The 13311-nt window shown below is 68.1% G+C and carries 12 protein-coding genes and 2 tRNA genes; 4 read left to right on the top strand and 10 right to left on the bottom strand.

Annotated elements, in window-relative coordinates; genetic code table 11:
• Positions 1-130: 130 nt before the first annotated feature.
• Positions 131-496: a hypothetical protein gene (locus RMO12_RS04135; RefSeq protein WP_309638311.1), complete on the top strand. Its 366-nt coding sequence runs from the start codon at positions 131-133 to the stop codon at positions 494-496.
• A 9-nt stretch (positions 497-505) separates the two neighbouring features.
• On the opposite strand, the gene RMO12_RS04140 is transcribed toward RMO12_RS04135, so the two are convergent.
• From RMO12_RS04140 to RMO12_RS04160, 5 genes are all read right to left on the bottom strand, one after another.
• The gene (locus tag RMO12_RS04140; RefSeq protein WP_309638312.1) at positions 506-991 is read right to left on the bottom strand and encodes a YetF domain-containing protein; all 486 of its coding nucleotides are present in this window, start codon (positions 989-991) and stop codon (positions 506-508) included.
• The gene (locus tag RMO12_RS04145; RefSeq protein WP_309638313.1) at positions 988-1899 is read right to left on the bottom strand and encodes a lipocalin family protein; all 912 of its coding nucleotides are present in this window, start codon (positions 1897-1899) and stop codon (positions 988-990) included. Before RMO12_RS04145 ends, RMO12_RS04140 begins: the two co-directional genes overlap by 4 nt.
• Complete coding sequence (locus RMO12_RS04150; protein WP_309638314.1) at positions 1892-2425, bottom strand: phage holin family protein; 534 nt, start codon at positions 2423-2425, stop codon at positions 1892-1894. The genes RMO12_RS04145 and RMO12_RS04150 overlap by 8 nt, the downstream gene beginning before the upstream one ends.
• Positions 2426-2427: 2 nt before the next feature.
• Positions 2428-2769: a hypothetical protein gene (locus RMO12_RS04155; RefSeq protein ID WP_309638315.1), complete on the bottom strand. Its 342-nt coding sequence runs from the start codon at positions 2767-2769 to the stop codon at positions 2428-2430.
• 76 nt (positions 2770-2845) lie between these two features.
• Positions 2846-3115 (bottom strand): GlsB/YeaQ/YmgE family stress response membrane protein, encoded by a 270-nt coding sequence (locus tag RMO12_RS04160; RefSeq protein WP_309626019.1) that lies wholly within the window; start codon positions 3113-3115, stop codon positions 2846-2848.
• A gap of 245 nt (positions 3116-3360) precedes the next feature.
• Between RMO12_RS04160 and RMO12_RS04165 the strand changes: the two genes are divergently transcribed.
• Positions 3361-4797, top strand: coding sequence for a sigma-54 dependent transcriptional regulator (locus RMO12_RS04165; protein WP_309638316.1), 1437 nt, complete (start codon positions 3361-3363; stop codon positions 4795-4797).
• 82 nt (positions 4798-4879) lie between these two features.
• Here RMO12_RS04165 and RMO12_RS04170 read toward each other — a convergent pair whose 3' ends face one another.
• A complete protein-coding gene (locus tag RMO12_RS04170) occupies positions 4880-7606 on the bottom strand; it encodes a sensor domain-containing diguanylate cyclase (protein WP_309638317.1) in 2727 nt (908 codons plus the stop codon).
• A gap of 62 nt (positions 7607-7668) precedes the next feature.
• Between RMO12_RS04170 and RMO12_RS04175 the strand changes: the two genes are divergently transcribed.
• Positions 7669-9066: a class II fumarate hydratase gene (locus tag RMO12_RS04175; RefSeq protein WP_309638318.1), complete on the top strand. Its 1398-nt coding sequence runs from the start codon at positions 7669-7671 to the stop codon at positions 9064-9066.
• Between the two features lie 114 nt (positions 9067-9180).
• On the opposite strand, the gene RMO12_RS04180 is transcribed toward RMO12_RS04175, so the two are convergent.
• A complete protein-coding gene (locus RMO12_RS04180) occupies positions 9181-9444 on the bottom strand; it encodes a hypothetical protein (protein WP_309638319.1) in 264 nt (87 codons plus the stop codon).
• 221 nt (positions 9445-9665) lie between these two features.
• Here RMO12_RS04180 and RMO12_RS04185 point away from each other — a divergent pair, with 221 nt between their 5' ends.
• Positions 9666-10061 (top strand): glycine zipper 2TM domain-containing protein, encoded by a 396-nt coding sequence (locus tag RMO12_RS04185; RefSeq protein ID WP_309626254.1) that lies wholly within the window; start codon positions 9666-9668, stop codon positions 10059-10061.
• Between the two features lie 410 nt (positions 10062-10471).
• Here the strand turns inward: RMO12_RS04185 and RMO12_RS04190 are convergent.
• The 3 genes from RMO12_RS04190 to lon all read right to left on the bottom strand — a co-directional run bounded on the left by RMO12_RS04190 (position 10472) and on the right by lon (position 13264).
• A tRNA-Cys gene (locus RMO12_RS04190) sits at positions 10472-10545 on the bottom strand.
• 65 nt (positions 10546-10610) lie between these two features.
• Positions 10611-10686, bottom strand: a tRNA-Gly gene (locus RMO12_RS04195).
• A 157-nt stretch (positions 10687-10843) separates the two neighbouring features.
• Positions 10844-13264, bottom strand: coding sequence for an endopeptidase La (gene lon / locus RMO12_RS04200; RefSeq protein ID WP_309638320.1), 2421 nt, complete (start codon positions 13262-13264; stop codon positions 10844-10846).
• Positions 13265-13311: the final 47 nt, after the last annotated feature.

Consider the following 13311-nt stretch of genomic DNA (forward strand, 5'->3'; position numbering starts at 1 on the left):
CACGAGCAGCACGTCGGCAATGCCCATGGCGCCGCCGTCGCGGCGCAGCACGAAGCGAAACAGCAGGAACAGGAACCAATAAATCGCCGTGCCCCGCACGGTGCGCAAGACTTCGCGCCTGAGGCTCCCCTTGCCGCAAGCGCTGCGGCAAGAGCATGCAAACGACGGCCACAACGCGGGCACGTGCGTTGCTGCAGTGCAGCCATGCGTTGCGCTCGCAGCGCGCCTCAAATCCACCCAGGAGCGACGAATAAACCAGGACCGCGATCAGCCCAAGGATCCACCACCCCAGCACCCGCGCGGCCAAAGCAAACCCTCCGGTGGCGCGGACGACGACAGCGCAGGCTCCAGCAACCCGCGCTCCACCGAGCAGATCCCGGGCGCGGATACCGCCGAGCGCGATCTCGATGACGAGTCGTCTACCACCCGGCGTGACAAGTCCATGACCGGCGGCCTCAGCCGCCCGGCCGGCGGCTCGCCGAACACGCCGCGTTGAGCGGCCGCGTCAGGCTTCCTTGCGCAGCACGCTGATCTCGCCACCGCTTTCCATCAGGGCCAGCTTCACCTGGTCGAAGCGCTCCAAGCCATGCTCGCGCAGCTTGGACTGCAGCTCCTCGACCGTGACGAGTTCGCGGCGCATGTTGGAGCGCATCAACCGGCCATTGCGCACCAGCGCCAGCGGCGCGGGCTCGACGAAACGCCGCACCGCGGGGAAGCGAAATGAAGCCCAGTCGAGCAGGTGGTTCCAGCCGGCAATGGTGCTCACCAGGATGACGCCGTCGGTGATCGTCTGGTAGGTGCCGGCCATGGCGTTTTGCGACGCATCGGCGATCAGCACCACGAGCAGCACGTCGGCAATGCCCATGGCGCCGCCGTCGCGGCGCAGCACGAAGCGAAACAGCAGGAACAGGAACCAATAAATCGCCGTGCCCCGCACCACCAGCTCGAGCGGGTCCAGACCCAGGGCAAACAGGGCGACGAGCTCGTTCACATGCCGGGCGGCCGCGTGGACACGAGCAGCGCGGTGTCATAGCCGCGCAGGCGCGCCTCGTCGAGCAGGCGCTGCAGGTCGGCGGTGGCGAGCGCGGGCGTGCGCGAGAGCAACCACAGATGCCGCCGGTCGGGCGTACCCACCAGGGCACATCGGTAGTCGGCGTCAACGTGCAGCACCCAATAGTCGGCCCACACCATCGGCAGCCAGCGCAGCCATGCCGGCGCGAAGCACAGCTCGAGCCGGGCGCCATCCGTCGGGTCGGCGGCGACGGCCACGCCTTCGGCGATGTCTTCGCTGCCGTCGTCGCGAAGGCAGCGGTTCTGCACGCGCAGCTTGGTGCCCTCGCGCGAATAAGTGGCGCTCACGTCGCCGGCACAGTGGTCTTCGGCGGCCAGCGGCATGCGGGCTATTTCATGCCAGTGGCCGAGGTAGCGGTCGAGATCGAAGCCGGTCGCGGTGCGCGGCGCGTCGCGCTCGCTGGCGCACGCACCGCCACGACCGGCGATGGCCGCCGGCAGGCCCAAGCCGAGCAACAGCGCCGCCATGCTGCGCGGCACGCGCGAGCGCAGGCGCAGCGGCACGAACGGCCACACGAAGGGGAGCACACGCGCCCATGGCACACGCGCCAAAGCCCGACGTGCGCGGACCAGGGGGGCGAGCACACCAGCGCCCAGCCGTGCGGTGCGCCTCGAGCCCTCGCCACGCGCCAACAGCACGGCGAGCAAAGCGCCGGCGGCGAGTGCGGCACCGCCGATGGCCAGCGCGCGAGAGGCACGTTGGCGCACGCCAACGCGGAGGTCGCGCACCTGGCTGCGCAGGCGGGTGTCGCGCGTGACGACGGCCGATTCGGCCCGGCTGATCGCGGTGTCGAGCGCGCTCAGGCTGCGGGGCACGGTGTTAGCCATGAGCGGCCGTGACGGAGGTGGCCGAGGCCTCGGAAGACCGCGCGGTGGCGGTAGCGCTGACGCCTGCGAACGCACCGTTCTGCCCGACGGATGCCGGCGCAGCCGCAAGCGAGGCCGCGCCCGCTGACGACGACGGCGCCGGTTCGCGCGCGAGCGTCAGGTGTCTGAGCGTGGCCGGCAAACCCAGCAGGGGTGCGAGTTGTTTGACGCGCAGCAGCGTCCAGGCCGCGGCGCCGCCATTGACGAGCAGCACGCCACCGAATACCCAGGCCCAATGCACGCCGTTTTGCATAAGGCCGACGATCACGCCGGCCCACAGCGCGAGCCAGGCCGTTGCCAGCAGGATCGCAGCGCCCAAGGTGAGCGCGACGATGTGCGCCGTCGCGATGCCGGCGCGCTTGATCTCGAGCGAGAGCAGGTGGACGCGGTCGCTTACCAGCCCAGGCAGCTCGTGCAGCAAGTCGCCCAACACCTGCCACGGCGGTGCCGTGGTGGTGCCGCTGGCCGGAGGCTGCACGACCGCCATGCTCAACGTGCGAGTCGGGCGACCAGCATGCCGAACACCACCGCAGCGCCGAGCGCAGCCAGCGGATGGTCGCGCACCGTGGTGCGGGCGCTGGTCATCCACTCTTCCTGCAGCGCATTCAACTGGCCAGCATGCGTGTGCATTGCGTCTAGCGCGGGTGCGGCCTTCTCGGCCAGGCGATCGACAACGTCATGCGCGCCCTTGACGACGCGGTTGACGGTCGACTCGGCGCTGGCGCCGACGCTGCCGTCGAGATCGGTGCCCGTCATGCCGCTGCGCAAGCCGGCCGAGGGGAGATCGTTCGGGGTGGAGGAAGTGGGAAATGGGTTGTCGTAGGTGGCCATGGTCGTCTCTGTGAGGTTCGGTAAAGCTTGCTGCAAGCCGCAGGCGCCCGTGAAGGCGCGCCTGCGTTCCGGCGACTTAGCGTGCGCTACCCCGCCTAACGAGGTTCACGATCGCCAGCAGGATGACGGCGCCGACCAGCGACACCAACAAGGCGCCGAAGCTGAACGAGCCCGAGTTGATGCTGGGGGTGCCGAGCAACGGCGAAATGAACCAGCCCGCGAGTGCCGCGCCGACAATGCCGACGACGACGTTCAGAAAAATGCCTTGCTGTCCGTCGGTACGCATGATCATGCTGGCGACCCAGCCGATGACACCGCCGACTACCAACCAGATGATCAGGTTCATCATGTTTCGCTCCTGTCCGAAGACGTAGTTAAAGGGTTTTGCGTCCGGTGCCGGAACAGGCGCCCCGCACAGCCACTTGGGCAATCGGTGTGCCGCGGCACCCCCGGTTTCAAGGTCACCGCCTGGCAGGCCGCAATAACGCAGTGCGCGCGATATCCTTACCGACCCGGAACGGGACCCGCGTTGTCGCATCACCCTCCCCGCTACCGCCACAGCGCCCGATTCATTCGCAAGGAAGATCGCTCATGTCCCACGCGCTGATCGTCGAAGACGACGTCGACGCCGCCCAGATGATGGCCGCGCTGATCGCCACCGAGGACTTCACCGTCGCCACGGCCGGCACCCTGCGCGACGCACGCCGCCAGATTGCGCTGCAACAACCCGACCTCGTGCTACTCGACCTGCAACTGCCCGACGGCAGCGGCATGGAGCTGTTTGAAGACCCGGAGCTGATCGCGCATTCCGAGGTGGTGCTGATCACCGGCCACGCGAGCCTGGAGACCTCGATCCAGGCGCTGCGCCTGGGTGCGGCCGACTACCTTATCAAGCCGGTCAACATCAAGCAGCTGCAGGGCATTTTGTCGCGCGTGATGAAGCCCTCGACGCTCAAGGCCGAGCTGGTGCACCTCAATGCCGAATGGCAAAAGACCGGGCACTTCGGCCACCTGTGGGGCCGCTCGCCGCCGATGCAGCGCATCTACGAACAGATCTCGCGCGTGGCCGGCACGGCGGTATCGGTGTTCGTCACCGGCGAGAGCGGCACCGGCAAGGAAGTGGTGGCGCGCACCGTGCATGACCTCTCGCGTCGGCGCAAGCAGCCATTCCTGGCGGTGAACTGCGGCGCGATCTCGCCCAACCTGATCGAAAGCGAGGTTTTCGGCCACGAAAAAGGCAGCTTCACCGGCGCCGACCGGCAGCACCAGGGCTTCTTCGAACGTGCCCACGGCGGCACGCTGTTCCTCGACGAAATCACCGAGATGCCGCTTGACCTGCAGGTCAAGCTGCTGCGCGTGCTGGAGACGGGCCTGTTCATGCGCGTGGGCTCCACCCACACGCAAGAGGCCGACGTGCGCATCATCGCCGCCACCAACCGCCCGCCCGACAACGCGGTGGCCGATGGCCGGTTGCGCGAAGACCTGCTCTACCGCTTGAACGTGTTCCCGATCCACCTGCCGCCGCTGCGCGAACGCACCGAGGACATTGCGCTGCTGGCCGAACACTTCCTGGCCGGCGTGTGCCAGAAGGAAGGGCAGAGCAAGCGCTTCTCGCCCGCCGCGTTGGCGCGCCTGGCAAGCTACCGCTGGCCGGGCAACGTGCGCGAGTTGCGCAACGTGGTGCAGCGCTCCTTCGTCATGGCCGCTGAGAGCGTGATCACCGACGAATGGTTGCCGAGCGACGCACCCGGCACGGCGGCAGCTGCGTTGTCGGCGGCGTCGGCGTCGACGGCTGCGACCGCAGCGCCGACGGCGGCGGCGGTCGACAGCGGCAGGTCGATCACCATCCGCCTGGGCAGCTCGATGGCCGACGCCGAGCGCCAACTCATCCTCGCTACGCTGGCCCACTACAGCAACCACAAGGAACGCACCGCCGCAGTCCTGGGCGTGAGTCTGAAGACGCTCTACAACCGTCTGAAGGAGTACTCCAGCGACAAGGTGGGAAGCGAGTCGAGCGGAGTGGAGTGAAGGCGCAGTGGCGGGAGCAAGACCTGCCACTCGTTCCTTCGGGCCTGCCTTTCTTCTCTCTTCAGAGGGAGAGAAACAACCCTCAAGCAGCCGGCGCTTCCGTTGTCTGCGTCTCGCGCGCCTCGTCGAGCAGGGCCAGCTCCGACACCGTCGGCAGGCTCGGGTTCCAGCAGGTGAGTTGGTTGCGGCCGTTGTGCTTCGATGCGTACATGGCGGTGTCGGCGCGCTGCAGCAGGCTGCCCGCGGGGCCGTGCTCGATGTCGGCCACGCCGATCGACACGGTGATCGCCGGCAGCACCACGCCGTCGTAGCTGAGCGCCAGGTCGGCGATGCGCTCGCGCAGGCCGTCCAGGCGGGCGCAGGTTTCCTCGAGGTGTGCGCGCGGCAGCAGCACCGCGAGTTCCTCGCCGCCGATGCGCGCGGCCACGTCGTAGGAGCGCACGAAGGCCTGCAACTGGCGGCCCACGGCGCGGATCACCTCGTCGCCGGCTTCATGGCCGTAGGCGTCGTTGAAGGACTTGAAGTGGTCGATGTCGAACAGCGCCAGCACGACGTTGTCGCCGCCACGCGCCGCGCGCCGTAGTTCCTGTTGCAAGACCTCGTCGAAATGGCGCCGGTTGAACAGGCCCGTCATCCAGTCGCGCACCGCCTGCTCGCGCAGCGACACCCGCAGGTTCAGGTTGGCCAGCGACAAGCGCAGGGTATGGGCCAGCGTTTCGGCGCCCCAGATGGCCTGGCGCAGCGCGTCGTCGGGGAGCGGTTCGCGGATGGCGAGCTGCAAGGCGCCAGCGGGCTCCTTGCCCAGCGACAGCGGCGCGCACAGCGTGTGGGTCACACCCTCGGGCAAGACGTTGCCGCCACCGAGGTGCCCGCACACTGGGGCGAGCGAGCGGCCTTCGGCGTCGGCGCTGGCGTGGTGCAGGCGGCCCAGGCGCAAGGCCCAGCAATCGGCGCCGCCGAGTCGGGAGGAGGCCACCGGCCCGGCCTCGCCCCAGCGAGCGGTCAAGGCGAGCAGCCCGTCAGCGCCAATGAAGGCGAGCGCGCCGCTCCAGCCGGGAAACAGCGCCGGTCCGGCGCGCGCAATCAGCTCGCGGCCGGCCGCCACGCTCTCGCAGAGTTGCAGCTGCTCGGCCATCTCTTGCAGCACTTCGAGAAAGCGCTGCGTCGAGCTCATCTTCACGACCAGGCGCTCGAGATCGTCGCCGTGGGTGTCGGCCTGCGTGTCTGCTTGCTTAAGCCGCTCGATGTCGACCAGGTAACCGCGCAGCAGGCCGCGCTCGCTTTCGTCGGCGGCATGGCGATCGACCAGCGCATGCAGCACCACCCGGCGCCAGCCGCCCGCGGCATCGGCCAGGCGCAGCTCGCAGTGAAGCGGCCGACCGGGCGCTGCCGCGGCCCGCGCCGCGGCAGCGCCGAACGCGGGCAGGTCTTCGCCGTGGACCCAGTCGGCCAGCGCCTGCCCTGCAGCGGCCAGCGGCGCATCGTCGCCGCCCGCGTCGTCGTGGTCGGCCGAGGGCGGCACCGGCAGGGGCAGGGCACAGGAGCCGTGGCGCAGACGCTGCGGCGCCGCCGCCTCGAAGGCAATGCGGCGCACCGGCCCGGCGCCGAACAGCGCACCGTCGAGATCAGCGGCCTGCTGCACACGCTTGTGCTCATCGATGTCGACCTGTGTGCCGACGAGGCGGCGCGGTCGACCCTCGGCGTCGTGCTCGACACCCTCGGCTTGAACGCGCACCCAATGCCAGGTACGCCGCGCGGTCTTCATGCGCAGCTCGCAGACCAGCGGATGACGCCCGCTGGCGAGGTGCTCCTCGATGCGGCGCTGCAGCTGCGGCAGATCGTCGGGATGGCACCGCTGCATCCAGGTGTCGCGGTGCGCCTCGAGCTGCGCCGCGTCGTAGCCGAGCATCGCCGCCCAGGCGCCGCCGTAGCGCACGCTGCCGCTCACCAAGTCCCAGTCGAACGAGCCGACGTTGGCGCCGGCCAGCAGCATCTGCGCGCACTGCTCGTCTTCGTTGGCGCGCAGCGCGTTCTCGCGCAACAACCGGGCGCTGTCACCGGCCAGCAGGCGCTGGCGATGTTCCACGCGCGCCAGGCGCAGCTCGCGCCGACGCGCATGGCGCGCGCTGCTCCAGCGGTGCGCCAGCAACAGCAGCGCCAGCGCCGCCAGGGTCAAGGCCACGCCGACAGCCTGGGCGACCTCGCCCAGCGGCGCGTTCGGCGCCAGGCCCATCGCGCCCGGTTGCAGCGGCGGCCAGCTGCCCACTGCCTGCAGCGCCAGGAATGCCGCGAACAGCAGCGCCGCCGACACCGCGTTGGGCAACGCGCGGCCGCGCTGGTGCGGCAGCAGCGCGACGGCGGCAAAGGCCAGCGGCAACGCGGCCGCGGCGGCCAACCAGCTCGGCGCCAGATCGGCGCCGACGGTCAATCGCTCCAGATTGACGGCCAGCGGCAGCGCCAGCGCGGCGCCGAGCAAGAGCAGCGCAGCGCCGACGCGACCGGCAATATCGCCGCGTCGATGCAAGCGCAGCGCAAGCAGCAAGGCGACGAACAGCGCCGCGCCGCCAAGCAGCAGGCGCAGCGACTGCGGCGCCGCCAACTGCAGCGGCACGCCTTTGCCCACCGCCTGCCAGGCGGCGATGGCCCACGCGATAGACAGCGCACCGGCAATGTCCCAGCGCGACGCATCGGCGCTAGCGCCCTCGCCCCGGCGCGGCGCTTGCTGTGCCACGATGGCGAAACTTGCGGCAGCCAGTGCCGCCAGGCTCATCGAGAGACCGAACAGCCATGGGTTGTAGAAACCGAACAAGGCGCTCCCCCGCAGATGTTGTTGCCAGCGAAGGCAATCGGCATACCCGAGGCGACCTCAGCATGGAACAAGCGCACACAAGCCCGGTCTGGCGCACCGAAACGGACAGCATGGGCCGCGTGAACGTGCCGCTGCATGCGCTGCACGGCGCGCAGACGCAGCGCGCGCTCGACAACTTTCGCATCGGCGGCGAGGCCATGCCCGAGCGGCTGATTCGCGCGCTGCTCTTGATCAAGGCCGCCGCCGCCGCCGCCAACGTACAGCTCGGTGCGCTGCCCGCCGCGGTGGGCACGGCCATCGGCGCGGCCTGCCACGAGCTGTTGACAGCGCCCGGACTGATGTCGCACTTTCCCGTCGACGTGTTCCAGACTGGCTCGGGCACCAGCACCAACATGAACGCCAACGAGGTGCTGGCCACGCTGGCGGCGCGCCGACTCGGCGAGGCGGTCAGCGCCAACGACCATGTCAATGCCAGCCAGAGCAGCAACGACGTGCTGCCCTCGGCCATTCACGTGAGCGCCGCGCTGACGCTCGAGCGCGAACTGTTGCCCGCGCTGGCACACCTGGCGAGCGTGACGCGGGACAAGGCCACCGGCCTGCGCGGCGAGGTGAAGACCGGCCGCACGCACTTGATGGATGCCATGCCGGTGCGGCTGGACCAGGTGGCGGGAGGCTGGGCCGCGCAGGTCGAGCAGGCCGCCGCGCGGCTGGTGGCGCTGCAGCCGGCGCTGCAGCGCCTTGCCCAGGGCGGCACGGCAGTGGGCACCGGTGTCAATGCGCCCGAGGGTTTCGCGGCGCACTTTCATGCCGAGCTGAGCGCGGCGACCGGCCTGGCCTTCGCGCCGGCCGAGGATTACTTCGCGGCGATGGGCGCGCAGGACACCGCGGTCGCCCTCTCGGGCGCACTCCGCGGCTGCGCGGTGGCGCTGCTGAAGATCGCCAACGACCTGCGTTGGATGAATTCGGGGCCGCTCGCCGGGCTTGGCGAGATCGAGCTGCCGGCGCTGCAACCGGGCTCGTCGATCATGCCGGGCAAGGTCAACCCGGTGATCCCGGAGGCGGTGGCGATGGCCGCGGTGCAAGTGGTCGGCAACGACGCGGCCATCGCGATGGCGGGCGCCTCGGGCAACTTCGAGCTCAACGTGATGCTGCCGCTCATCGCACGCAACCTGCTTCACAGCCTGGTGCTGCTGGCCAATGCCAGCCGTGCCCTGGCCGACCAGGCGATGGCCGGCTTGACTGTCAACTCCGCGCGGGTGGCGGAGATGCTCTCGCGCAACCCGGTGCTGGCGACCGCGCTCAACCCGCTGATCGGTTATGCCCGCTCGGCCGAGATCGCCAAGCGCGCGTACCGTGAAGGGCGGCCGATTCTCGACGTGGCCGATGAGATGACGGACCTGGGCCGCGAGCGCCTTGCAACGCTGCTGGATCCGCTGCGGCTCACCGGCGCTGCGCGTTGACTGGCTGTCCGCCTAGAAACTGATTGCATCCGCCGCGCGCGCACGGCGGTACGCGAACGCACTTGTCATGCGTCGCAACAACCGTCGCGCACCAGCTGTTCGCGGCGCACGCCGTCAGGGCCGCCTAGCCTCGGGCCCCGCGCCGGCGGGCTCGTCCGTCGGGCTGCCGGTCGATTCACCCTTGGATCGCGATTTGCCGGCCTGTTCAGCCCGCGCCAGTTCTGCCGCCTCGGCCGCGTTGGCCGGTGCGGCATCGCGCGCTGCCTGTTCGACCTTGCCGGACTTCACGAAATCCCTCGTGGCCTCGTCATAGTTTCGTGCGGCGTCGTAATCGCCCTCGCCCTGAACTTTGTTGTCATCGACTTTTACCTGCTTCATGAGGATCTCCATCAAAAAGGGGTTGCAACGCTTTCGGGCGGCCGCAAGCCGCATACCCGATCGGGCGCGATCAGGCGATCACGCAATCACGGGCGAAACGCGACAAGTGCCTCGGGCACGACGCTTGCCGTTCATGGGTACGAAAACTTCCCTTGAGTGTCGAGATGGCAAACAGGCAAAACATTGGCAATCGAACGCCGGCGGCGGCGCTGTTGACTGCAGTGCTGGTGCTCGGCGGTTGCGCGAGCAGCCCGCTGCCGGCCGACCCGGCGCGTTCAGCGCGGAGCGTCGAATACGGTACGGTGCGCACGGTCGAAGTGGTCGAAGGCCGTCGGGACGGCATCGGTGCCGGCACCGTGATAGGCGGCGTGGTGGGCGGCGTGCTCGGCAACCAGGTCGGCAGCGGCGACGGGCGCAAGGCAGCCACGGTTGCGGGCGCGATCGGCGGCGCGGTGGTCGGGCATCAGATCGAAAAAGGCCGAAATGCCGGCGACACCGTGCAATACACAGTGAGCATGGACAACGGCGGCCAGCGCAGTTTTACCTATCCGACCGACCAAGGCGTGCGGGTGGGGCAGCGTGTGCGCATCGTCGATGGCCTGTTGCAGCCGTGGTGAGTCGATTGACAGCCTCGTTCTCGCTCGCGGTGTGAGCCAGCGCTTGACCGCATCGACAGCCCTTCGGCGGCCCGCGCTGCTTTGCCTGCAGGCGCTGCTCGAGTCGGCATGCATAGGCGAGCCCCAATCTGCCGGCGCTGGCAGACCGGTCCCGCGTTCGCGCGCAGGCCGGGCCGGGTCAGGCTTTACCGACCCCACGAAGTGCACATTGCGAAGCGCTGGCTGCGGCGCCGGCACAAGCCGTTGACTCGGCGGCGGCGGGCGCCGACACGCGGACCGGAGAAGCGCGCTGAGCCCCGGCGCGCGAAGGCGGTTGACCAAACTGACGCCAAGCGGCACGCGTGTCACCGAGGAGCCTAGTACGACACTCCAGACATGACAACGGCTTCCGAGGAGGCCGTTGTCATGTCTGGAGGCGCGGGCCAGAGTCGAACTGGCCTGGACGGATTTGCAATCCGCTGCATAACCGCTTTGCTACCGCGCCGTTATTGCTGGAGTGGGTACCCCACCACCGATACGAAAAAGGGAAGCCGTTGCTTCCCTTTGAAGTGGAGCGGGAGACGAGACTCGAACTCGCGACCTCAACCTTGGCAAGGTTGCGCTCTACCAACTGAGCTACTCCCGCGTATTGGCTTGAAGCGTCTTCTTCTGAAGACGCTTCAAACAGCCCCAACAGCCGCAGCCGTTGCAAGCCGAGCAGTATAGACGAAGGCGCTGCGTCGAGACAATGCCGGCGCCCAGCGTGGCACCGCTCGGCCCGGTGCCGGGACGCTGCCCTGCATTCAGTGCTTCAGAACCTCCCCGACGACCGGTGCGGCAGTCGTTTCGGGCTTCGGTGCATCGGCCTTGACCTCGTCCTCGGGGATCGGTTGCGGCATCGACGTGAGCGCGATCTCGAGCACCTTGTCGATCCACTTGACCGGCACGATCTCGAGATGGTTCTTTACGTTCTCGGGAATTTCTTGCAGGTCCTTGACGTTCTCTTCGGGGATCAACACCGTCTTGATGCCGCCGCGGTGCGCCGCGAGCAGCTTTTCCTTCAAGCCGCCGATGGCCGTGACTTCGCCGCGCAGCGTGATCTCGCCGGTCATGGCCACGTCGTGTCGCACCGGGATGCCGGTGAGCGCCGAGACGAAGGCGGTCGTCATCGCCGCACCGGCGCTCGGGCCGTCCTTGGGTGTGGCGCCATCGGGAACGTGGATGTGGATGTCGCGCTTTTCGAACATCTCGTCCTTGATGCCCAGGCGCCGCGAGCGCGAACGCACCACCGAGCGAGCCGCCTCGACCGACTCTTTCATCACATCGCCGAGCGAGCCGGTGCGGATGATGTTGCCCTTGCCCGGCATCACCGCCGCCTCGATGGTGAGCAGGTCGCCGCCGACTTCGGTCCAGGCCAGACCCACCACCTGCCCGACCTGGTCCTGCTTTTCAGCCCGACCGTAGTCGAACTTGCGCACGCCAAGAAAATCGTTGAGGTTGTCTTCGACGACCACCATCTGGCCCTCGAATTTCTTCATCGACAGGCCCTTGACGACCTTGCGGCAGATCTTGGAGATCTCGCGCTCGAGCGAGCGCACGCCGGCTTCGCGCGTGTAATAACGAATGATGCCGCGCAACGCACTTTCGGTGATGTCGAGTTCCTCGTCTTTTACGCCGTTGTTCTTGCGCTGCTTGGGCAGCAAGTACTTCTGCGCGATGTTGAGTTTTTCCTCTTCGGTGTAGCCGGCCAGGCGGATCACTTCCATCCGGTCTAGCAGCGCCGGCGGGATGTTCATCGAGTTCGAGGTAGCGATGAACATCACATCGGACAGGTCGAAGTCGACCTCGATGTAGTGGTCACCGAAGGTGTGGTTCTGCTCCGGGTCGAGCACCTCGAGCAGCGCCGACGACGGGTCGCCGCGGAAGTCCATGCCGAGCTTGTCGATCTCGTCGAGAAGGAACAGCGGGTTTCTCGTGCCCACCTTGGCCAGGCTCTGCAAGACCTTGCCCGGCATCGAGCCGATGTAGGTGCGCCGGTGGCCGCGGATCTCGGCTTCGTCGCGCACCCCACCCAGGGCCATGCGCACGAACTTGCGACCGGTGGCGCGCGCCACGCTCTGGCCGAGCGAGGTCTTGCCTACGCCCGGCGGGCCGACCAGGCACAGGATCGGCGCCTTGACCTTGTCGACGCGCGCCTGCACCGCGAGGTACTCGAGGATGCGGTCCTTGACCTTGTCGAGGCCGTAGTGGTCTTCGTTGAGCACGTCCTCGGCATTGACAAGGTCGTGCTTGATCTTGGTCTTCTTGCTCCAGGGCAGGCTGATGAGCGTGTCGACATAGTTGCGCACCACCGTGGCTTCGGCCGACATCGGTGACATGAGCTTGAGCTTCTTCAACTCGCCGTCGGCCTTCTTGCGTGCCTCCTTGGGCATCTTGGCGGCGACGATCTTCTTCTCGAGTTCTTCGAGGTCGGCGCCCTCTTCGCCTTCGCCCAACTCTTTCTGGATCGCCTTGACCTGCTCGTTCAAGTAGTACTCGCGCTGGCTCTTCTCCATCTGGCGCTTGACGCGGCCACGGATGCGCTTTTCGACCTGCAGGATGTCGACCTCGTGTTCGAGCTGCTCGAGCAGCTTCTCGAGCCGCGCGGTGACCGAGTCGAGGTCGAGGATCTGCTGCTTGTTCTCGAGCTTGAGCGGCAGGTGCGCGGCGATGGTGTCGGCCAAGCGGCCGGCGTCGTCGATGCCGGCGATGGAGGTCAGGATCTCCGGCGGGATCTTCTTGTTGAGCTTGACGTACTGGTCGAACTGCTGCGTCACGGCGCGGCGCAGCGCCTCGACCTCCGGGCTCTGGCCCTGCTCGGGCGGCAGCGGCGTGACCTCGGCAACGAAGTGCTCGCCGTTGTCGTCGATGCGCACGGTAGTCGCGCGCTGCATGCCTTCGACCAAGACCTTTACCGTGCCGTCGGGCAGCTTCAACATCTGCAGGATGCTCGAGACGCAACCGATGTCGAACATATCGTCGGCCTTGGGCTCGTCCTTGCCGGCCGCTTTCTGCGCCACCAGCATGATCTGGCGGCCGTTTTCCATCGCCGCCTCGAGGGCTTTGATCGACTTGGGCCGACCGACGAACAGCGGGATCACCATGTGGGGGAACACCACCACGTCACGCAGCGGCAGCAGCGGCAGTGTGATCGGGTCGGCAGGAAGAACGGGATGTCCGGACATGATGGGAGCCTCTCTTTCAGAGCCCCAGATGGAGCCCGAGCGGGGGT

This window comes from Methylibium sp. (genome assembly GCF_031393925.1).
GTDB lineage: Bacteria > Pseudomonadota > Gammaproteobacteria > Burkholderiales > Burkholderiaceae_C > Methylibium.

Coding starts and splice junctions, on each gene's coding strand:
- RMO12_RS04145 (WP_309638313.1), bottom strand. CDS start 1,899: ATGGCTAACACCGTGCCCCGCAGCCTGAGCGCGCTCGACACCGCGATC.
- RMO12_RS04150 (WP_309638314.1), bottom strand. CDS start 2,425: ATGGCGGTCGTGCAGCCTCCGGCCAGCGGCACCACCACGGCACCGCCG.
- RMO12_RS04155 (WP_309638315.1), bottom strand. CDS start 2,769: ATGGCCACCTACGACAACCCATTTCCCACTTCCTCCACCCCGAACGAT.
- RMO12_RS04160 (WP_309626019.1), bottom strand. CDS start 3,115: ATGAACCTGATCATCTGGTTGGTAGTCGGCGGTGTCATCGGCTGGGTC.
- RMO12_RS04165 (WP_309638316.1), top strand. CDS start 3,361: ATGTCCCACGCGCTGATCGTCGAAGACGACGTCGACGCCGCCCAGATG.
- RMO12_RS04175 (WP_309638318.1), top strand. CDS start 7,669: ATGGAACAAGCGCACACAAGCCCGGTCTGGCGCACCGAAACGGACAGC.
- RMO12_RS04180 (WP_309638319.1), bottom strand. CDS start 9,444: ATGAAGCAGGTAAAAGTCGATGACAACAAAGTTCAGGGCGAGGGCGAT.
- lon (WP_309638320.1), bottom strand. CDS start 13,264: ATGTCCGGACATCCCGTTCTTCCTGCCGACCCGATCACACTGCCGCTG.